We start from the raw sequence: 19352 nt of genomic DNA on the forward strand, positions 1-19352 counted from the left end.
CCGGGACGCCCCTCGGACGCGGGCGCCGCTCCCCCTGGAGACGACCTGGATACGACGGTGCCGTACGGGCCGGCCTCGCGAGGAGGCGTCCCATACGGCACCGTGGGTGTGCGGAGCGGACTCCCGCGGATCAGACTCCCGCGTAGGAGTGCAGGCCCGTCACGAAGATGTTCACGCCGTAGTAGTTGAACAGGTAGCAGGCGAAGCCGATCAGGCCCAGGTAGGCGGCCTTGCGGCCCTTCCAGCCTGCGGTGGCGCGGGCGTGCAGGTAGCAGGCGTAGGCGACCCAGGTGATGAAGGCCCAGACCTCCTTGGGGTCCCAGCCCCAGTAGCGGCCCCATGCGGCCTCGGCCCAGATGGCGCCCGCGATGATGGTGAACGTCCACAGCGGGAAGACGGTGGCGTTGACGCGGTAGGCGAACTTGTCCAGGGAGGCGGCCGAGGGCAGCCGGTCCAGGACGGACGTGGCGAACGTGCCGGGCTGCTTGCCCGCCGGGTCGGCGAGCTTGCCCTCGTAGTTGTCGCGGAAGAGGAACAGCAGCGTGGAGACGGCGCCGAGGTAGAGCGCCGCGCCGGAGATGATCGCGCAGCTGACGTGGATCCACAGCCAGTACGAGTGCAGCGCGGGCACCAGCTGGTCACTGGCGGTGTAGAGCACCGAGACGGCCAGCCCGAGGTCGAGCAGGACGGTGGTGACCAGGGGCAGCCCGATCCAGCGGACCTTCTTCCTGAGCGCGAGCAGCAGCAGGTAGAGGCCCACGGCGACCGCGGCGAAGGTCGTGGAGAACTCGTACATGTTGCCCCAGGGGGCACGCTCCACGGACAGGGCGCGGGTCAGGACGCCGCCCACGTGCAGCGCCCAGGCCAGGACGGTCAGCGAGATGGCGATCCGCCCGTAGAGGTCACCCTTCTCGGTGCCGCCCGCGGCGCCCGGCCCGTCGGGGACGTCGCGGCTGCCGGGCACGGTCTTGGTGACGACCGTGGGCCGCTCCAGGACGGCCGTGCCGCCGGCGGCCGCACCGGACCGCGCGGGGACCGTCGCGGGCGCCTTGGCCTGCGCGGTGAGGGCGGCGGCGGTTCGGCCGACCTTGCTGCGGCTGCCGAACACCCACTCGGCCATGTGCGCGAGGAAGGCGAGCGTGTAGACCGCCATCGCGGAATAGACCAGCAGGTTGCTGTTGTGCGCCAGTGTCTCGTTGGCTGCGGCCGCGATGTTCACGCGCGCGCTCCTTCGGAGGGGTCAGCAGGTCCGTCAGAGTCAGTGGGCTCCGCGGGGTCTTCGGTGTCGGGGGCGGGTTCCGGGGCGGGAGGAGCGACCGGGGCGTCGGGCCACAGCTCCCCGGCGAGGTGGGCGAGTTCCTCCGGCAGCCGGGCCGATTCGCTGCGGCCGAGGGCGGCCATCTCGACGACGGTGACGCCATCGGCACCCTGTTCCGCACGGACCCACACCCGGCGGCGCTGGATGAACAGCGATCCGGCAAGGCCCAGCAGCGCGGCGACCGCGCCGGTCAGCGCCAGGCCGTTGCCGGGCTGGTGGGAGACCTTGAAGCTGGCCCAGCTCTTGACGCCCTCGAAGGTGATGGAGCCCTCGCCGTTCGGCAGCTTCATCGTGGTCTGTGCTTCGGCGGCCCGGACGGCGGACTTGTTCTTGGAGCCCGCGTGCCGCTCCACGCGGTCCTTGGGCAGCAGCATCTTCTTGAGGATGCCGCCCTTGCCGTCCTGGTACTTCTTGAGGCGCTTGGTGTCGAGCTTGTAGACGCTCTGCGGCAGGCCGGAGTCGAGGCCGAGGTCACCGTGGTACGCGTTGACCGAGAGCACGGGGAAGTCCAGCGCGGGGAACTGCGAGAACATCGAGCCGGTGCCGCGGCCGCCGAAGGTCGGCACGAACATGGCCTGGAAGCCGAGCTGGTTGCGCTTGCCGTCCTCGGTCTGCGCGCCGGGCACCTTCACCACACCGGTCGAGGTGAGGTTCTTGGGGTCGGCGGGCAGGAAGGCCGTCGCCCCGTGGTAGACGGTCTTGCCGCGGCCGTCCTTGACGGTGACGACGGGCGAGTAGCCGTGGGAGAGCAGGTAGACCTTGTTGCCCGCGATGTCGAGGGGCTTGTTCACCTCGATGGCGCTCTTGTGCTGTTTGCCGTCCGCGCCCAGGAAGTAGGAGATCTGCGCCCGGTAGGTGCGCGGGGTGCCCCGCTGGGGCCCGGTCCGCTCGTACGTCGCGTCGAAGCGGTCGAGCTTGAAGCCGAACGGCTCCATGTCGTCGGTGTCGTAGAAGGGCCCCGACTTGAACTCGTCGTACTGGGTGAGACTGTTGGCGAAGCCGTCGCCCTCGGTGATCAGCTTGTTGCCCTCGGACTTCCACAGGCCGCCGACGGCGAACGCCACCAGCATCACGATCAGCGCGACGTGGAAGACGAGGTTGCCGACCTCTCGCAGGTAGCCCTTCTCGGCGGCGACCGCGCTGCCCTCCCGGTGGGCGCGGAAGTGCCGCTTCTTCAGCAGCCGGCCGGCCGCGCCGAGGACCTCCTCGGGCGCGGCGTCGGTGCGCCAGGTGGTGTACGCGGGCAGCCGGGTCAGCCGGCGCGGGGCGGCCGGCGGGCGGCCGCGGAGCTGTCCGACGAACTGCCAGCTGCGCGGGACGATGCAGCCGATCAGCGAGATGAACAGCAGCAGGTAGATCGCCGAGAACCACACCGAGCTGTAGACGTGGAACATCCCGAGCTTGTCGTAGATGCCCGCGAGGGTGGAGTGGTCGGCCTTGAACTGGTCGACCTTGACCGGGTCGACGCTGGTCTGCGGGATCAGCGAGCCCGGGATCGCCCCGATCGACAGCAGGAAGAGCAGCAGCAGCGCCACCCGCATCGAGGTCAGCTGCCGCCAGAACCAGCGCGCCCAGCCGAGCGGGCCGAGCGAGGGGAAGGTGACGTCCTCCGTGGGCGCGGTGGAGAGCTGGGATCCGGCCGCGCCGAGATCGCTGCCCCCCTCGGCGGAGCCCGGGTCGCGGGGGGTGTCGGTCTTGGTGGACATCAATCAGATCCCAACGGTGGAGCTTTGCGTCCAGCTCTGGAGCTCGGACATCAGGCTGTCCCAGATGCCGGTGACGAGGAGGAGGCCGAGGGCGACCATCATCCCGCCGCCGATCCGCATCACCCACAGATAGTGCCGTTTGACCCAGCCGAACGCGCCGAGCGCCCGGCGGAAGGCCAGTGCGACGGCGATGAACGGCACGCCCAGGCCCAGGCAGTACGCCACGGTGAGCAGGGCGCCGCGGCCGGCGCTGGCGTCGTAGTAGGCCAGGGCGTTGACGGCGGCGAAGGTGGGGCCGAGGCACGGCGTCCAGCCGACGCCGAAGAGCACCCCGAGCACCGGCGCGCCGGCCAGCCCCATGGCGGGCTTCATGTGGAAGCGCAGCTCGCGCTGCCCGAAGCGCTTCAGGACGCCGGCGAAGGCCAGCCCGAGCAGGATCATCAGCACGCCGAGGACCCGCGAGATGACGTCCTTGTACTCCTGCAGGTCCTTGCCGAAGAACCCGAAGAGCGCTCCGCCGGAGACGAAGACGGCGGTGAAGCCGAGGACGAAGAGCGAGGCGCCGGCCAGCATCCGGCCGCGCCGGGCCTCGCCGAGGTCGGTGCCGGTGACGCCGGTGACGTACGACATATAGCCCGGTACCAGTGGCAGGACACAGGGCGAGAAGAACGAGACGAGTCCGGCGAGGAGCGCCAGGGGGACGGCGGCGAACAGGGTGCCGTTGAGGACGGTCTGGTTCTCCGTGGCGGCGGCGAGCGCGATCACGTGATCACTTCTCGGCGATCAGCGGAGTGATCATCTTGCGCAGCTCGTCCTCGGCGAGCGGGCCGATCGAGCGGGCGGCGATCTTGCCGTGCCGGTCGATGGCGATCGTGGAGGGGATGGACTGCGGGTTGAGGCTGCCCTTGGGGAAGCGCAGCATCAGCCGGCCGGTCGGGTCGAACAGGCTCGGGTAGGGCACCTTGTGCTCTTCCTCGAAGGCGGTGGCCTGCGACTTCTCGGAGTCGCGGGTGTTGATCCCGACGAACTGGACGCCCTTGCCCTTGGTCTCGTTCGCGACCTTGGAGAAGTTCGGCGCCTCGGCGATGCAGGGGCCGCACCATGATCCCCAGACATTGAGGATGACGACTTTGCCCTTGTAGTCCGTGATGTCCAGCTTCTTGCCGGTGGTGGTCTCGCCGGAGAGCTCGGGCGCCGGCTGCCGCTCGCCCTTCTTGACGGTGGCGACGCCGTTCTTGCCCTGGACGAACCGGGTCTGGGACGAGCCGCCGGAGGCGCCGTCGCCGCAGGCGCTGAGCGTCAGCGAAGCGACCGCAGCCCCTGCGGCGAGCAGGGTGACGCGGCGGCGGCTCGTGAGGCGGCGTGGGGCGCGGCAGGCACTCATGTGAAAAGTTTCGCATGGGCCATTTCCGGATCTTCCGCGCCCCCCTCGCCGGACCCGTCCGTGTTCACCGGGGCGGGTCAGGCCACCGACAGATACGCCTTCCAGCCCTCGGGGGGCTGCCGGCCGACGGGGAGCTGCTGGAGCCTGCCCAGCACCTCCGGATCCTGCGCGTCGAGCCAGTCGGTGAACTGCCGGAACGACACCAGATGGACATCCCGGTTCTGCTCATTGGCAATGTGTTTCAGCACGTCCTCGACCGCGTCCATATAGATACCGCCGTTCCACTCCTCGAAGTGGTTGCCGATGAAGAGGGGCGCGCGATTGGTCTCGTAGGCCCGGCGGAATCCGGAGATGTACGCGTCGGCGGCCTGCCGCCGCCAGCCCGGATAGTTGACCGGCGGAGCCTTCGTCGAGTGCTTGGACTGATTGGCGAGGATGTTGTAGTCCATCGAGAGCACCTCGAAAGAGTGACCCGGGAACGGAATCTGCTGGAGCGGGTAGTCCCACAGGCCCCGCTTCTTCTTCGGCCACATCTGCAGACCGCCGGGCGAGCTGGCGTCGTAGCGCCAGCCGAGTCTCCTGGCGACGGGCAGCAGATTCCGCTGCCCCAAAAGACATGGCGTACGGCCACCGACCAGTTCCTTGCGGTAGTCGAAGGGCAGCGGGTCCACATCCGTGAAGCCGGTGTTCGTGCGCCACTTGGTGACGAAGTCCATCGCCTGGTCGATCTCGGACTGCCACTGGTGGGGGGTCCAGTGCCTGACGGTGCCCGTGCCGGTGCAGAAGTGCCCGTTGAAGTGGGTGCCGATCTCATGGCCGTCCAGCCAGGCCTCGCGCACGTTCTTCAGGGTGTCCTTGATGTGCTCGTCGCTGAGGTAGCCGATGGCGGAGGCGCCGACGGGGTTGTTCGGCGGCTCGTAGAGGTACCTCTGGGATTCGGGCAGGAGATAGAGCCCGGAAAGGAAGAAGGTCATGGCGGCGCCATGGTCCCTGGCGAGCTGGAGGAAACGGGGGAAGAGGCCGTTTCCGACCTCTCCGGCCCCGTCCCAGGAAAAGACGACGAACTGCGGAGGGGTCATTCCCGGCTCCAGCCGTTCGGGTGCTGTCGGCTGGCCGGGCTGTGCGCCGTAATTCGCTGTCGAACCGTCACCGATGAGCCTGGGGCGGGCCTGGACCGAGTTCTTCACGCGCCGCTTGTCCACGCCCGCGCCCGAGTACGTCGACGAGCAGCCGGCGGCGCCGAGCGCCGCGGCTGCCCCGACTCCCATTCCCAGCAGGTTTCGTCGACTGATCGCGCGCATACCCTCGACCCCATCCGTGCTCGCCGGCCGAACTCAATATCCATATAAACGGACAATGGAGAGGAGGGCATGTCGAGCGTGGGGGAGCCGAGTTGTTCGCCTGCCGGGGTCACTTTGCCCGGAATTGACGTTCCGCCAAGTGATGCGACGTCAGGCCCCGAAAGCCTTGGCTTTTCCCTTGACGGGTTTGGCGCCCGCCAGAAGATGGGAGGGAACCAGGTCGCGCGCGGGCTCGCTGTACCCCACCGAAACGATCTTGTCGCCGTGGAAGGTGAACGACGTCAGCGAGGCCAGCGTGCACTGCCGCTTCCGCGGGTCGTGCCACAGCCGGCGGCGCTCCGCGAAGCTGCGCACGATCCAGATCGGCAGCTGATGGCTGACCGCCACCGCCTCGTGCCCGCGCGCCGCGTCCCGCGCCGCACCCAGCGCCGCCATCATCCGCACGACCTGCTCGAGGTACGGCTCGCCCCAGGAGGGCCGGAACGGATTCGTCAGGTACTTCCAGTTGCCCGGCTTCTTCAGCGCGCCGTCACCGACCCCGAAGGTCTTCCCCTCGAAGACGTTGGCCGCCTCGATCAGCCGCTCGTCGGTGGCCAGCTCCAGACCGTGCGCGCCCGCGATCGGCGTCGCGGTCTCCTGCGCACGCTCCAGCGGCGAGGCGACGACATGCGTGATGTCGCGCCCCGTGAGGTGCTCCGCCACCCGGTCGGCCATCTTCCGCCCCAGGTCGGAGAGGTGATAGCCGGGCCGGCGCCCATAGAGCACGCCGTCGGGGTTGTGCACCTCGCCGTGCCGCATCAGATGCACGACGGTGATGTCTTCGCTGCTCATGTCACCCATTCATTCAGTCGTCAGCAAGCAGTCGCCGGCCCGTGCGCCGGTCCTCAGGCCGTCGCCCCGGCCGCGGCCCGTGCGGCGGCCGGCAGTGCGGCGGCGATGCGCTCGACGGCCGCCGTGTCGTGCGCCGTCGAGACGAACCACGACTCGAAGGCGGACGGCGGGAGGTAGACGCCCTGCGACAGCATCGAGTGGAAGAAGGCGGTGAAGCGGAAGGACTCCTGCGCCTTGGCACCGTCGTAGTCGGTCACCTCGGCATCCGTGAAGAAGACCGAGAACATGTTCCCCGCGACCTGGAGCCGGTGCGCCACGCCCTCCTTCGCCAGCTCGGCGGTGACCAGGCCCCGCAGCTCCGCCGAGACCGCGTCGACCTTCTCGTACGCGGCGTCGTCCAGCAGCCGCAGCTGCGCGACGCCCGCGGCGGTGGCGATCGGGTTCCCGGACAGGGTGCCCGCCTGGTAGACCGGGCCGGCCGGGGCGAGATGCGCCATGACGTCCGCGCGGCCGCCGAAGGCCGCGGCCGGGAAGCCGCCGCCCATGACCTTGCCGAACGTCATCAGATCCGGACGTACCCCATCAATGCCATACCAACCGGCCTTGCTGACGCGGAAGCCGGTCATCACCTCGTCGGAGATGTAGAGCGCCCCGTTGCCGGCGCACAGGTCCTTCAGGCCCTGGTTGAAGCCCGGCAGCGGCGGGACCACGCCCATATTGCCCGGCGACGCCTCCGTGATCACGCAGGCGATCTCGCCCGGGTGCGCGGCGAACGCGGCCCGCACCGCCTCGATGTCGTTGTACGGCAGCACGATCGTGTCGCCGGCCTGCGCGCCCGTCACGCCCGGCGTGTCGGGCAGCCCGAAGGTCGCCACGCCCGAACCGGCCGCGGCCAGCAGCGCGTCCACGTGCCCGTGGTAGCAGCCCGCGAACTTGATCACCTTCGGCCGGCCGGTGAACCCGCGCGCGAGCCGGATCGCCGACATCGTCGCCTCGGTGCCGCTGGAGACCAGCCGCACCTGCTCGACCGGCTCGATCCGGGCCACGATCTCCTCGGCCAGCTCGACCTCGCCCGCGCCGGGCGTGCCGAAGGACGTACCGCGGGCGACCGCCTCCTGGACGGCGGCGATCACCTCGGGGTGCGAGTGGCCGAGGATCATCGGCCCCCACGAGCACACGAGGTCGACATACTCACGGCCGTCGGCATCGGTGAGGTACGGACCGGTGCCGGACACCATGAACCGGGGCGTACCGCCCACGGCCCGGAAGGCCCGCACCGGAGAATTGACGCCGCCCGGCGTCACGGCGGACGCACGGTCGAACAGCGACTGCGAAACAGGGGCTTCATACGGAAAAGACACTGTGATCCTGACCTGCATAAACGGCGGGTGGGCGGCGCACGGACGCGGCCCGGCTGACTACGGGTGCGGGAATCTGCCTCGCGATACGCCTGCGGGCGCCGCTCGGTTCACTCTCGCTCCTTTTTTGATTCCTCTCGCTTTCGACCGGGCGTCAGCCCCCACTCGTCTGCGAAACTGGGCCGACGTACGAGTAAGTCACGCAAGCAATGGTCTCAGAGGCGCACGGGGGCGTGCGGCCGGGCGTTTCACGCGCCGGTGACGGGGGAGGTCTCTGAGACGATGATCGGGTTGCGCGGCTGGGGCTGCGAGTGGTCGGGTGGAGATATGCATCGCGGTGGCGAACTGGGCGAGGGAACCAATGACCGGGGTCCCGAGCGCGCCCAGCGCGGCCGTCACCGGCGCGAGGAATCCACGGGCGAGCGGACCACGCGCGAGGAAGCCACGGGCGACGAGATCACGGGCGGGGAAATCAGGGGCGGCCGCATGGGGGTGACGTACAGGTACTTCGGCGCGCCGAACGGTGCGACCGCGGCCCGGGTCCCGGTCTCCATGCGTCCCGAGGAGCTCGGCGGTGACGAGCTCGGCATGGGCGGCATGTTCAGCAAGATCAAGCCGGAGACGATGGCCGCCATGGTCCTCACCGGTATAGAGGGCATACCCCTCCATAAGGTTCCGCCGCTCGAACTCGTCGTCCTCCACCCCGACTACGCCGTCGTCAAGCTCCCGATGACCGTGGTCGACCCGCTGCGCGGGGTCGGTGAGGAGTCGGTCGGCGCGGCCGCCTTCATCTGGTCCACGGTCCCCGACCGCGGCGGTCCGCGCGACGCCTTCACCGTCTACCAGCTGCTGCACGAGTGGCAGGACTTCAGCCACCGGCTGCACGAGGCGGGGCACCAGGCGTACTGCCTGGTCTGGCCGTAACGGTTCAGCGCGGGCGCGGCGGCCCCGGGACGCGACGCGCGGCCGGGCCGGGGGCGCGGCACACGGACCGGCCGGGAGCAGCGGGGCGCAGTCGCTGTCGAGCGGGCCGGACCCCGCCGGTCACCACGTGGGGCGGGCCGAGACACCGCCGTCCACGACCAGATCCTGCCCGGTGATCCAGGACGCCATCGGCGAGGCGAGGAAGACACAGGCATCGCCCACGTCCTCCGGCCTGCCCAACCGCCCGGCGGGCGCCGCCGCTTGCCAGCGGCGCACCCCGTCGGGCCAGTCCTCGGCCAGGCCGGGACGGTCGATCAGGCCCGGCGAGACACTGTTGACGCGGATGCCGTACGCCCCGTACTCCAGCGCCGCCGCGCGCGCATGCATGACCACCGCCGCCTTCGACGCGCAGTAGTGGGCATGCTGCGGCGCGGGCCGGTCCGCCTCGATCGAGGCGATATGCGTCACCGACCCTCCGGTGCCCGCCCGCATCACGGCCGCCGCGGCCTGGGTGCAGGCGAAGACGCTGTGCACGTTCACGTCCGCCACCGCCCGCCAGTCGGCGAGCGACATCCCCGCCAGCTCCTGCGTCGGCTGCACCCCCGCGTTGTTCACCAGCGCGGTCAGCCGCCCGCGCCAGCCGGCCGCCTCGGTCACCAGGCGGTGGCACTCCTCCTCGACGGCCAGATCGGCGGACAGCGCCAGCGCGCTCCCGCCGTCCGCCTCGATCCGCTCGACCAGGTCCCGCGCCGCCTCGGCGCCCGTCCGGTAATGCGCCACGACAGCGGCGCCCGCGGCGGCGAACCGCAGCGCGATACCGCGGCCGAGAACGCCGGCGGCGCCGGTGACGAGGGCCACCTGGCCGCGGAGGTCGGGGAGGGCGGGGCGGCGGGTGCCGTCGGACACGGTCTCGGTCTCGGACACGGTCTCGGTCACGCCGTTGGTCACGTTCTCGGTCATGGTCGGCTCAGGGCGGTGATCCGCGCTGCCTCCTGGGGGAAGCGCGCGGCCAGTTCGGCGGCGTCCCCGTGCTCGTAGTCCTCGAAGGTGAAACCGGGCGCCATCGTGCAGCCGAAGAGCGTCCAGGAGCCGCCGTCGGCGACCTCGGCGGCCATCCACGTACCGGCGGGCACGGTGAACTGGACGTGCTGCCCGCCGAGGACGTCCGGCCCGAGGACGACGGTACGGGCGGTGCCGGGGCGCGGCGGGGGGCTGCTGTCGTGGGTGAGGCTGCCGCCGTCTGTGAGGCTGGGGCCTTCCGGGGTGGGGCTGCTGTCGTCAGCGGGACTGCTGCCGTCCGGGGCGCCGTCTTCCGAGAGGAGGAACAGCGTGAGCGGATCGCCCCGGTAGAAGTGCCAGATCTCGTCCGTGGGCAGCCGGTGCAGGGCGGAGAAATCGCCCGGCGCGCCGGTCAGCAGCATCACGATCGCCGAGCCCTCGGGCCGCCCGTCGGGGCGCATGGGGCCCGCCCAGGTGCGCCGGAACCGCCCGCCCTCGCGGGGCAGCGGCGCCAGCCCGTAGAAATCGATCAGCGCCTCCGGGAGCCGGTCGTGGGGCACCCGCTGCTCGTCCATCCGCGGCCCGCCTTCCCCTCGTGTCCGCATGCCGGTGGTGATCCAGCCGTGCGCCGACCGTGATCCACCCTAGGGTCGGCGGCGGCGCGGTGCGGGCATCATCAGGCCATCTGTCCGAGCGGGGCCGACTGCCCGTCAGCTGGTGTGCCGGGTAGTCGACTCCGACGTTTCGCCAGGCGTCTTGCCGGGCGCGTGAGCGGGCACATGGTCGGGCGGCGGACTCGCCCGGTGACGTGCCCGCGGCCCAGCTGCCTTTGCGGCCGCTCAGCCGCCCGTCCACTGCGGGTCGCGGCCGGTCTCCGCCAGCAGGGCATCGAGGCCGGAGGCGCCGGGCGCGAGGGGGAGCGGGTCGGCGAAGACGTTCATCTTCCGGGCCGTCGGGGCCATCTGTGCGACGAGCGTCCGCAGCTCGGCCACGCACCCGGGGGCCGGCGTGTACGGCAGGCCGGTCGCCCGCGCCACGTCCCAGGCATGCACCGTCAGATCCAGCAGCACCATCGCCCCGACGGCCCGGGCCGGCAGGTTCATTCCGCCGGTCAGGCCGTCCTCCGCGCCCGGTGCCGCCCATGCCTCGACCAGCCGCGCGGTCTCCTGCGCGAACCGGTCCGGCCACCGGGCCCCGTACTCGCCGAGCCGGTCGGGGGTGGTGCTGAAGTCCGCGTCCTTCTTGGCGGCCAGCGTCTGGAAGGCCACGACCACATGGAAGAGGTGATTGAGCAGCGCCCGTACGTCGTACTCGGCGCAGGGCGTCGGCAGCCCCATCTGGTCGTCGCGGACGCCGCGCAGTACGGGGAGCGCCGCATCGGCAGCCGCGTCGAGCAGCGCACTGATCGGTGGGGGCGCGGGGGCCGACCCGGTGGCCTGATCGTCGGCCGGATCGGTGGGGTGAAGGGGTTCGGCCGCAGGGTCCGAGCCGGTTGCCCGGGCCGGTTCACTCGCGAGCGTTTCATCCTGAATGTCTTGCATGTCGGTCATGGCGATGACGCTACGGGCCGCTGCCGGGGGTGGCTTGAAAAAATGCGACAGCCCCCGCGCGACCGGCCCCGCGACCGGCTTCTCGCGATCGGCTCGCCCGCCCTCGCGGGCCGGGCGGAATCGTACGGACACCCCCTAAAATTCCGGCATGGCCGCTCCACGGCGCGATACCCGGGGCATCGTCGACGCCCCCGGACTCTTCACGCGGGTGCAGTTCCGCCGCCGCACCCCCGCCGTGCCGCTGCGCCCCTATGTCGAGCACTACTGGCTGATCGACTGGGATCTGTCCGAGCCGTACGCCACGCATGTCGTTCCGCACCCGTGCGTGAACCTCGTCTTCCAGCGGTACGCCGACCGGCCCGGCTTCGGCGAGGTCGCGGGCGTCGGACGGGATCTGTTCGCACAGAAGCTGGCGGGGCGCGGGCGGGTGTGCGGGGTGCAGTTCCGGCCGGGCGGGTTCCGGCCGTTCACCCCGGAACGGCCCGCCACGGACTGGACGGACCGCCGGCTGCCGCTGGCGACGGCGTTCGGGACCGGCGACGCCGCGGCCGCAGTAGTGGAGCCGGACGACGAGGACGCCCGGGTGGCCGCGCTCGACGCCTTCCTGCTCCCGCATCTGCGGGGCGGGCCCCGGGTCCTCGCCCAGGCGGGCCTCGCCATGGGGCTGGCCGACCGGATCCGCACGGACCGGACGATCCGCCGGGTCGCGGACTTCGCGCGGGCCGAGGGCCTGTCCGTACGGGCCCTGCAGCGGCTGTTCGCCGGGTACGTCGGGGTCAGCCCCAAGTGGGTGCTGCTGCGCTACCGGGTGCACGAGGCCCTGGAGCGCGCCGCGTCCGACGCGGATGTCGACTGGGCCGCGCTCGCCGCCGAGCTGGGCTACAGCGATCAGGCGCATCTGATCCGCGAGGTCACCGACACCGTCGGGGTCCCGCCGACCACATACATCCGCTGACGGCGCCCGTCCCGGCCGGCAACGCCCGCCCTGATGGCAGCGCCTGCCCCGGGCTGCCAGTGCCCCGCCCTGACGGCAGCGCCCGCCCCGACCGGCAGCGCCCCGCCCGGGACCCTCAGGGCTGTTCGGCCGTCAGATAGCGCTGGACGGTGGGGGCCAGCCAGGCGACGAGCTCGTCGTGGCCGAGGTCGACGGCCGGCGGGATGTGCAGCACATAGCGGCACAGCGCCATGCCGAGTATCTGGGAGGCGATCAGCGCGGCCCGGGTCGGCGCCTCCTCGGGCACCGGGCAGACCGCGGCCAGGACCGGCTTGATCTGCTCCGCGAACACGCCGCGCATCCGCTGCGCGCCCGCCTCGTTGGTGACGCCGACGCGCATCATGCCGGTCAGCGTCTCGTCGCACTCCCAGCGCTCCAGGAAGTGGCGTACGAGCCGAGCGCCGGCCTCGTCGCGCGGTACGTGGGAGAGGTCCGGAGCGTGCACCTCGATCTCGGAGGCGGCCGCGAAGAGCCCGGCCTTGTTGCCGTAGTAGCGCATCACCATCGACGGGTCGATCTCCGCGTCCTTGGCGATGGCACGGATCGTGGCGCGCTCATAGCCGTCCGCGGCGAAGCGGTCCCGGGCGGCAGCCAGGATCGCGGCACGGGTCGCGGCGGAGCGGCGGGGGCGGGCGGCGTCCGCCGGATCGCCGGGCGCCGCGGTGGAAGTGGCGGGCGCGGCATCGGCGGCAGCGGGAGCGTGTTCGGCCATATCAACAACTGTAGGCCAACACCTGTTGACACGCCAGACCCGCTCGCCCTACGCTTGCCAACAAGCGTTGACCCACATGCGTTGGCATGAGTGTCGACGCGAGCACAGCCACAGACGCAGAGCGCAGTACTCAGAGCGCAGAACGCAACGGCACAGGACAGGCACCAGCAGGGCACAAGGCACAGGAGGCGGAAGCCATGGATGCCATGAACCACCGGACCGGCCCCGACGGCCCCGCGACGGGCGAGGCGCCCGCGGCCCGCGACACGGACGTCATCGTCGTCGGCGCCGGCCCCACCGGCCTGCTGCTCGCCGGAGACCTCGCCGAGGCGGGACTCGGCGTCACACTCCTGGAGCGCCGCCCCGCCACCATCAGCAACCTCACCCGCGCCCTGGCCGTCCACGCCCGGACCCTGGAGCAGCTGGACGCCCGCGGTCTCGCCGACGAGCTGGTCGCCGGCGGCCATCGGCTCTCCGCCATCCGCCTCTTCGGGGACGCCGCCTTCGACGCGACCCGGCTGCGCTCCCGCTTCCCGTTCGTGCTGATCACCCCGCAGTTCGAGGTCGAACGGCTGCTGGAGCGGCGGGCCCGCCATGCCGGGGTCGACTTCCGCCACGACTCCGAGGTGCTCGGCCTCGACCAGGACGCCGACGGCGTGACGGTCCGCTTCCGTACGGCCGAGGGTGTCGGCGGCCTCCGCGCCGCCTACGTCGTCGGCACCGACGGCGTCCACAGCAGCATCCGCGAGGCCATCGGCCTGCCGTTCCCCGGCAAGTCCGTGATCCGCTCCCTGGTGCTCGCCGATGTCCGGCTGGCCCAGGAGCCCGAGTCCCCCTTCACCGTCAATGCCAACGACGACGCCTTCGCCCTGATCGGCTCGTTCGGCGACGGCTGGTACCGCGTCATCGGCTGGAACCGCCACCGCCAGGCCGACGACGACGCACCCGCCGATCTCGACGAGGTCCGCGAATGCATCCGGCTCGCCCTCGGCAGGGATTACGGCATGTACGACGCCCGCTGGGTCTCCCGCTTCCACAGCGACGAGCGCCAGGCCCCCGAGTACCGCGTGGGCCGCGTCTTCCTCGCCGGCGACGCCGCGCATGTGCACTCCCCCGCCGGCGGCCAGGGCATGAACACCGGCCTCCAGGACGCCGCCAACCTCAGCTGGAAACTCGCCGCGGTGCTCCGCGGCCACTCCCCCGAAAGCCTGCTGGACAGCTATCAGGCCGAGCGCCACCCGGTGGGCAAGCAGGTGCTGCGCAGCAGCGGCGCCCTCATCCGGCTCGCCCTGCTGCACACCGCCCCCGGACGCGCCGTCCGCACTTTCGCCGCCCGGGTCTTCAACCATCTCGGGCCGCTGTCCGGCCGTGCGATCCGCGCCGTCTCCGGCATCGGCATCGCCTACGCGGCCGGGCCCGGCGCCCACCCCCTCGCCGGCCGGCGCGCCCCCGACATCCGGCTGGCGGGCGGCGACCGCCTCTACGCACTCCTCCGCCAGGGCAAGTTCGTCCTGCTCACCCCCGCCGACGAGCCCGGCGGCCCGCGGCCCGCCGCCGACCGTGGCGTGACCGCCTCCTGGCGGAGCGCCCGCCGTACGGCGCTTCTCGTACGCCCCGACGGCTATATCGCCTGGGCCACCGATGTCACGGCCCCCGCCGAGCGCGCCACGGCGCTACGGTCCGCCCTCCTCCACTGGACCGGCGCCGCTCCCGAGGACCACGACTCCGCGGGCGAGGACGGCGACTCCATAGGCACCGCCCGGCCCGCTGCCCTCACCCCTCCAGCACATGCCGCAGATACGCCCGGGGGTCGTTGAGATAGCGCCGCCAGTGGTCGACCAGTCCCAGCTCCGCCCACTCCACGCTCCGCATCCCGTGCTCGCCGACCTCCACGATCGCCGCGCCCGGCAGCGCCGTCAGCAGCGGGGAGTGGGTGGCGCAGATGATCTGTGCGCCGCTGCGCCCCAAGTCGTCCATCAGCCCGACCAATTCGAGACAGGAGGAGAAGGACAGGGCCGCCTCGGGCTCGTCCATCACATACAGCCCCCGTTGCGCGAACCGCTCACGAAAGGCCAGCAGAAAGCCCTCCCCGTGGCTCATCTCGTCCGGGGACCGGGACAGCCGGTTCGACCTCCGCTCCCCGTTCAGCGCCTCCATCGCCGTCTCGGCCCGCAGGAAGAACCCCCGCCGGCGGACCCGCGGCCCACGCACCATCGCGCGCCCCTCGCGCGTCGGATCGAACCGCATCAGGCCGCCGAGCAGCGAGGCCTCCCGCGAACTCGCGTACTTGTATCCCGCCGAACCGCCGTACGAATCCAGCCCGAATCCTTCCGCCAGCGCCTCGGCCAGCGTCGACTTGCCCGAGCCGTTCTCCCCCACCAGAAAGGTGACCGGCGCGGGGAAGGCCAGCCCCTCCTCGGCCAGCTGGCGCACACACGGCACCGTCCAGGGCCAGCCGTTCTCGGCCGTTCCCTCCCCCTGCGGAACGTCCACGTAAGCCCGTTCGATCAGCATGCCCCCGAAGTTCTCACACCCCACTGACAGCCACCCGCACACAGCGACGCCCACGCCGCGTGCTGAACAACCCCCTGCCGGACCCCGCCGAACCCCGCCGAACCCCGTCGGGCCCGCCGGGACCTCTCCGGGCTCCCACGAGACCCCACCCGGCCACCGCCGGCCACCGCTCCCACCAGAACAGGCCCGTCCCCGTCCGGAACCAGGCCCCCGTTCCGTACGCTTCCCCCATGCTGTTCGCCCGCTCCGCCGCCCTCTTCGTCCTCGCCGGTCTCTTCGAAATCGGCGGTGCCTGGCTGGTCTGGCAGGGCGTCCGCGAACACAAGGGCTGGGCCTGGATCGGCGCCGGAGTAATCGCGCTCGGGATCTACGGCTGGGTCGCCACTCTCCAGCCGGACGCCGCGTTCGGCCGCATCCTCGCCGCGTACGGCGGTGTCTTCGTCGCCGGCTCGCTGGCGTGGGGGGCGATCGTCGACGGTTACCGCCCCGACCGCTGGGACGTGACCGGGGCCCTGATCTGTCTGGCCGGAATGGCCGTGATCATGTACGCCCCCAGGGGCCGCTGACCGCGCCTGCATATCCTGGCCGCGGACCACCTCCCCCACGCCCTCGCGGAGCAGGGGGACCCCCACCGCCCTGAGGAGAGTGCCATGACCGCCGAGGCCCGTACCGCCGTCGTCACCGGAGCGAGCAGTGGCATCGGCGCCGCCACCGCGCGAGCCCTGGCCGCGGCCGGCTACCGCGTGGTGCTCACGGCCCGCCGCAAGGACCGTATCGAGGAGCTCGCCGCCGAGCTGCCGAACGCCGAGGCCTACGCACTCGACGTCACCGACCGCGCCGCCGTCGACGCCTTCGCGGCCGCTCTCGACCGCTACCCCTCCCTCGACGTCCTGGTCAACAACGCCGGCGGCGCGTACGGCGCGGAGCCGGTCGCCACCGGCGACCCCGCCGACTGGCGTGCCATGTACGAGGTCAATGTGCTGGGCGTGCTCCACATGACCCAGGCGCTGCTGCCCGCGCTCACCGCCTCCGGCGACGGCACCGTCGTCGTGCTCTCCTCCACCGCCGGCCTCGGCACCTACGAGGGCGGCGGCGGTTATGTCGCCGCCAAGCACGGCGCCCATGTCATTGCCGAGACGCTCCGTCTGGAGCTGTGCGGCGAGCCGGTGCGCGTCATCGAGGTCGCCCCGGGCATGGTCAAGACCGACGAGTTCGCCACCACCCGCTTCCGCGGCGACACCGACAAGGCCGCCAAGGTCTACGCGGGCGTCGACCAGCCGCTGAGCGCGGAGGACGTCGCCGACACCATCACCTGGGCGATCACCCGCCCCTCGCACGTCAACGTCGACCTGCTGGTGGTCCGCCCCCGCGCCCAGGCCTCCAACTCCAAGGTGCACCGCACCACCTGAGCCCCCGGCGGCCCGGCGGTGTGCGAGGGGGCGGCCCCGCGCACACCGCGCCGGACCGCCACCGGCCTCAACCCGTCCCACACCGCGCCGAACCGGCCCGCCGGGCTCAGCCGTTCACCCGGCCGGCACCGACCCGCCCCCGGCCTCAGCCCTTCACGCACACCACCTGCTTGAGCTTGGCGACGACCTCGACCAGGTCCCGCTGCTGGTCGATGACCTTCTCGATCGGCTTGTAGGCGCCGGGAATCTCGTCCACCACACCGGAGTCCTTACGGCACTCCACACCCCGCGTCTGGTCCTCCAGATCCTGGGTGGAGAACCGCTTCTTCGCGGCGTTCCGGCTCATCTTGCGGCCGGCGCCGTGCGAGGCGGAGTTGAAGGACGCGGCGTTGCCCAGTCCCCTGACGATGTACGAGCCGGTGCCCATCGAGCCCGGGATGATGCCGTACTCGCCGCTGCCCGCACGGATCGCGCCCTTACGGGTCACCAGCAGGTCCATGCCGTCGTACCGCTCCTCCGCCACATAGTTGTGGTGGCAGCAGTACTGCTAATTTCATATGAGGCTCGAACGTGTGAGCCACGCGGGCGACGAGGAGAACAGTCTTGACGCTGGTAGACCCACAGCCAAAGAAGAAGCTGACTGCCGCCGAGGTAGAACGTCTGGTCGAGCGGCTACGCGGAGTGCCGACCGGCGCCCCGAGCCTCGAAGAGGCCAAGGCCCTACGTGCAGAGGGCTGGCACCTTCTCTTGGCGTACTGCCGGATCTCCGACGACGCACACAAGCGTGACGGTCATGGTGTGGAAGACCAGACGCGGCACTGCGGGCGGATCGCTGGCCACATGCATGGGATCGTGATCCACCACTACATCGACAACGACAAGTCGGCCTCGAAGGCGAATGTCACCCGCGACGACTTCGACAAGATGATCGAGGCACTGGAGCGAGGCAGCACAGAGCACGGCTACCCCGTAGACGGCGTGGTGTGCGTCGCAGATGACCGGCTCTACCGAGGCGCACACGCCTATGAGCGCTTCGTGGACTCATTCACCGCTCACCCGGACCGTGTCTATGCCGACGACACCGGCCGCCATGACCTCTACGGCGATGGGGCCGAGTATCGCGGGCTGCTTGGTGTTGCCGCGTCCCGTTCGGAGACCAAGAAGAAGAAGCGCCGGGCACGCCTGAATCACCTTGCCCGCGCGGAGCGGGGCGAGCCGGTATCGGGACGCCGCCCGTTCGGCTGGAACGACGACAAGCTGACCTTGAACCCCGAGGAGTCCAAGGTCGTCCGCCAAGGGGTTACGGACTTGCTCGCGGGCAAGAGCATCACCACCGTGACGTGGAACTTCGTCGAGTCCGGGCTCACGACCACGATGGGCAACAGCTGGCAGCTTCAGACCGTCAAGCAGATTCTTCGCAACCCGCGCATCTGCGGATACCGGAAGATGAACGGCGAGCTGGTGACCGACGCCGAAGGCAATCCGGTCGTCGGCAAATGGGAGCCGATCGCCACGCCAAAAGAGTGGTACGCCGTCACCGCGCTACTGGAGAAGAACCGCAGCGCAGGAGGTTGGGATGGCTCCGGCGATGGCGTGAGGACTCCCCGCAAGTATCTGCTGACTGGCCTACTGCGGTGCGGGAAGAAACTGGAGGACGGGCGGACGTGCAACGCAAAAATGCACGGCGCCCCCGCTCGCAAGACGCACAAGTACCGATGCCGGTCTGTGCTGGACGGGGGCTGCGACAAGCTGAGCCGTCAAGGCCCAGCAATCGACAAGCTGATCAAGGAACTCGTGCTCGCCAAGTTGGAGAAACGCAACGCGGAGCGCCAGCCGACCGAAGAGGCGTGGGCCGACGAGCGCAAGTTGGAGGCGGCACAACGCCGAAAGACCGCGCTGGAAGAACAGTGGCACGCGGAGGAAATCAGCGATTCGACGTTCTTCTCCCTCCTCAAGAAGGAAGAAGCAGAGATCAAGTGCCTCTCCAACGATCGGAAGGCATGGGCCGCGCGCCAGGAGAAGGAGAAACACCGGATCACAGATGCGCGGGCCGAGTGGAAGCGCATGGACTTGCAGCAGAAGCGCGGAACCATATTCGACGCGCTGGAGGCTGTGATCGTTCTTCCTGGCGTCAAGGGATCACACAAGTTCGATCCCGAGACGATCATCCCCGTGTGGAAGGACGAAGAAGCTAGCTGAACCGGACACCGAGCCGGTGGCCCATTCGGTTCCACTTCTCAGTGCTCCACTCCGGTGACTTGGCAACCCACTTGGCGATCCAAGCCCGTTCCGCCTCTGTCATCTCGTCCTCGGGTGCCTCGGTTTCCGCCGGGGCACCTGTCGTTTCCAGAT

The 19352-nt window shown here is 70.7% G+C and carries 18 protein-coding genes and 1 pseudogene; 6 read left to right on the plus strand and 13 right to left on the minus strand.

The window, feature by feature from the left end; translation table 11 throughout:
* Positions 1–130: 130 nt before the first annotated feature.
* From ccsB to hemL, 7 genes are all read right to left on the minus strand, one after another.
* Positions 131–1219, minus strand: coding sequence for a c-type cytochrome biogenesis protein CcsB (gene ccsB / locus Scani_RS34220; RefSeq protein ID WP_159481579.1), 1089 nt, complete (start codon positions 1217–1219; stop codon positions 131–133).
* Entirely contained in the window at positions 1216–3024 is a 1809-nt protein-coding gene (gene resB, locus Scani_RS34225; RefSeq protein WP_159481580.1) for a cytochrome c biogenesis protein ResB, read from the minus strand. The genes ccsB and resB overlap by 4 nt, the downstream gene beginning before the upstream one ends.
* 3 nt (positions 3025–3027) lie before the next feature.
* A complete protein-coding gene (locus Scani_RS34230; RefSeq protein WP_159481581.1) occupies positions 3028–3789 on the minus strand; it encodes a cytochrome c biogenesis CcdA family protein in 762 nt (253 codons plus the stop codon).
* Positions 3790–3793: 4 nt separating this feature from the next.
* A complete protein-coding gene (locus tag Scani_RS34235) occupies positions 3794–4408 on the minus strand; it encodes a TlpA family protein disulfide reductase (protein WP_159481582.1) in 615 nt (204 codons plus the stop codon).
* Between the two features lie 77 nt (positions 4409–4485).
* Positions 4486–5709 carry a polysaccharide deacetylase family protein gene (locus Scani_RS34240; RefSeq protein ID WP_159481583.1) on the minus strand — a complete coding sequence of 408 codons (1224 nt, stop codon included), beginning with the start codon at positions 5707–5709 and terminating at the stop codon, positions 4486–4488.
* 150 nt (positions 5710–5859) lie between these two features.
* Positions 5860–6540, minus strand: coding sequence for a histidine phosphatase family protein (locus tag Scani_RS34245; RefSeq protein WP_159481584.1), 681 nt, complete (start codon positions 6538–6540; stop codon positions 5860–5862).
* Positions 6541–6593: 53 nt separating this feature from the next.
* Positions 6594–7919, minus strand: coding sequence for a glutamate-1-semialdehyde 2,1-aminomutase (hemL, locus tag Scani_RS34250; protein ID WP_159481585.1), 1326 nt, complete (start codon positions 7917–7919; stop codon positions 6594–6596).
* 306 nt (positions 7920–8225) lie between these two features.
* Between hemL and Scani_RS34255 the strand changes: the two genes are divergently transcribed.
* Positions 8226–8822, plus strand: coding sequence for a hypothetical protein (locus tag Scani_RS34255; RefSeq protein WP_159481586.1), 597 nt, complete (start codon positions 8226–8228; stop codon positions 8820–8822).
* Positions 8823–8942: 120 nt separating this feature from the next.
* Here Scani_RS34255 and Scani_RS34260 read toward each other — a convergent pair whose 3' ends face one another.
* From Scani_RS34260 to Scani_RS34270, 3 genes are all read right to left on the minus strand, one after another.
* The gene (locus Scani_RS34260) at positions 8943–9782 is read right to left on the minus strand and encodes an SDR family NAD(P)-dependent oxidoreductase (protein ID WP_246296307.1); all 840 of its coding nucleotides are present in this window, start codon (positions 9780–9782) and stop codon (positions 8943–8945) included.
* A complete protein-coding gene (locus Scani_RS34265) occupies positions 9779–10396 on the minus strand; it encodes a cupin domain-containing protein (protein ID WP_159481587.1) in 618 nt (205 codons plus the stop codon). Before Scani_RS34265 ends, Scani_RS34260 begins: the two co-directional genes overlap by 4 nt.
* 264 nt (positions 10397–10660) lie before the next feature.
* Complete coding sequence (locus Scani_RS34270; protein WP_159481588.1) at positions 10661–11371, minus strand: TIGR03086 family metal-binding protein; 711 nt, start codon at positions 11369–11371, stop codon at positions 10661–10663.
* A gap of 148 nt (positions 11372–11519) precedes the next feature.
* Here Scani_RS34270 and Scani_RS34275 point away from each other — a divergent pair, with 148 nt between their 5' ends.
* Positions 11520–12326 carry a helix-turn-helix domain-containing protein gene (locus tag Scani_RS34275; RefSeq protein ID WP_159481589.1) on the plus strand — a complete coding sequence of 269 codons (807 nt, stop codon included), beginning with the start codon at positions 11520–11522 and terminating at the stop codon, positions 12324–12326.
* Between the two features lie 115 nt (positions 12327–12441).
* Here Scani_RS34275 and Scani_RS34280 read toward each other — a convergent pair whose 3' ends face one another.
* Positions 12442–13077, minus strand: coding sequence for a TetR/AcrR family transcriptional regulator (locus Scani_RS34280; RefSeq protein WP_159481590.1), 636 nt, complete (start codon positions 13075–13077; stop codon positions 12442–12444).
* A gap of 197 nt (positions 13078–13274) precedes the next feature.
* Here Scani_RS34280 and Scani_RS34285 point away from each other — a divergent pair, with 197 nt between their 5' ends.
* Positions 13275–14894, plus strand: a complete 1620-nt coding sequence (locus tag Scani_RS34285; protein WP_159481591.1) for an FAD-dependent monooxygenase — start codon at positions 13275–13277, stop codon at positions 14892–14894.
* Here Scani_RS34285 and Scani_RS34290 read toward each other — a convergent pair.
* Positions 14851–15591: an AAA family ATPase gene (locus Scani_RS34290; RefSeq protein WP_159481592.1), complete on the minus strand. Its 741-nt coding sequence runs from the start codon at positions 15589–15591 to the stop codon at positions 14851–14853. The two genes, Scani_RS34285 and Scani_RS34290, sit on opposite strands and share 44 nt — an antisense overlap.
* A gap of 230 nt (positions 15592–15821) precedes the next feature.
* Between Scani_RS34290 and Scani_RS34295 the strand changes: the two genes are divergently transcribed.
* Complete coding sequence (locus tag Scani_RS34295; protein ID WP_159481593.1) at positions 15822–16157, plus strand: YnfA family protein; 336 nt, start codon at positions 15822–15824, stop codon at positions 16155–16157.
* An 84-nt stretch (positions 16158–16241) separates the two neighbouring features.
* Positions 16242–17000 carry an SDR family oxidoreductase gene (locus tag Scani_RS34300; RefSeq protein ID WP_159481594.1) on the plus strand — a complete coding sequence of 253 codons (759 nt, stop codon included), beginning with the start codon at positions 16242–16244 and terminating at the stop codon, positions 16998–17000.
* 145 nt (positions 17001–17145) lie between these two features.
* On the opposite strand, the pseudogene Scani_RS34305 reads toward Scani_RS34300, so the two are convergent.
* Positions 17146–17538, minus strand: a pseudogene (locus tag Scani_RS34305) (RtcB family protein); the annotation flags it as partial.
* 65 nt (positions 17539–17603) lie between these two features.
* On the opposite strand from Scani_RS34305, the gene Scani_RS34310 reads away from it, so the two are divergent.
* Positions 17604–19199: a recombinase family protein gene (locus tag Scani_RS34310; protein ID WP_159481595.1), complete on the plus strand. Its 1596-nt coding sequence runs from the start codon at positions 17604–17606 to the stop codon at positions 19197–19199.
* The last annotated feature ends 153 nt before the right edge of the window (positions 19200–19352 follow it).

The organism is Streptomyces caniferus, assembly GCF_009811555.1.
In the GTDB taxonomy this organism is placed as follows: Bacteria; Actinomycetota; Actinomycetes; order Streptomycetales; family Streptomycetaceae; genus Streptomyces; species Streptomyces caniferus.

What these genes read in the sequence shown, in the direction of transcription:
- resB (WP_159481580.1), bottom strand. Translation starts at nt 3,024, where the DNA reads ATGTCCACCAAGACCGACACCCCCCGCGACCCGGGCTCCGCCGAGGGG.
- Scani_RS34235 (WP_159481582.1), bottom strand. Translation starts at nt 4,408, where the DNA reads ATGAGTGCCTGCCGCGCCCCACGCCGCCTCACGAGCCGCCGCCGCGTC.
- Scani_RS34240 (WP_159481583.1), bottom strand. Translation starts at nt 5,709, where the DNA reads ATGCGCGCGATCAGTCGACGAAACCTGCTGGGAATGGGAGTCGGGGCA.
- Scani_RS34245 (WP_159481584.1), bottom strand. Translation starts at nt 6,540, where the DNA reads ATGAGCAGCGAAGACATCACCGTCGTGCATCTGATGCGGCACGGCGAG.
- hemL (WP_159481585.1), bottom strand. Translation starts at nt 7,919, where the DNA reads ATGCAGGTCAGGATCACAGTGTCTTTTCCGTATGAAGCCCCTGTTTCG.
- Scani_RS34255 (WP_159481586.1), top strand. Translation starts at nt 8,226, where the DNA reads ATGCATCGCGGTGGCGAACTGGGCGAGGGAACCAATGACCGGGGTCCC.
- Scani_RS34260 (WP_246296307.1), bottom strand. Translation starts at nt 9,782, where the DNA reads ATGACCGAGAACGTGACCAACGGCGTGACCGAGACCGTGTCCGAGACC.
- Scani_RS34265 (WP_159481587.1), bottom strand. Translation starts at nt 10,396, where the DNA reads ATGGACGAGCAGCGGGTGCCCCACGACCGGCTCCCGGAGGCGCTGATC.
- Scani_RS34270 (WP_159481588.1), bottom strand. Translation starts at nt 11,371, where the DNA reads ATGACCGACATGCAAGACATTCAGGATGAAACGCTCGCGAGTGAACCG.
- Scani_RS34275 (WP_159481589.1), top strand. Translation starts at nt 11,520, where the DNA reads ATGGCCGCTCCACGGCGCGATACCCGGGGCATCGTCGACGCCCCCGGA.
- Scani_RS34280 (WP_159481590.1), bottom strand. Translation starts at nt 13,077, where the DNA reads ATGGCCGAACACGCTCCCGCTGCCGCCGATGCCGCGCCCGCCACTTCC.
- Scani_RS34285 (WP_159481591.1), top strand. Translation starts at nt 13,275, where the DNA reads ATGGATGCCATGAACCACCGGACCGGCCCCGACGGCCCCGCGACGGGC.
- Scani_RS34290 (WP_159481592.1), bottom strand. Translation starts at nt 15,591, where the DNA reads ATGCTGATCGAACGGGCTTACGTGGACGTTCCGCAGGGGGAGGGAACG.
- Scani_RS34295 (WP_159481593.1), top strand. Translation starts at nt 15,822, where the DNA reads ATGCTGTTCGCCCGCTCCGCCGCCCTCTTCGTCCTCGCCGGTCTCTTC.
- Scani_RS34300 (WP_159481594.1), top strand. Translation starts at nt 16,242, where the DNA reads ATGACCGCCGAGGCCCGTACCGCCGTCGTCACCGGAGCGAGCAGTGGC.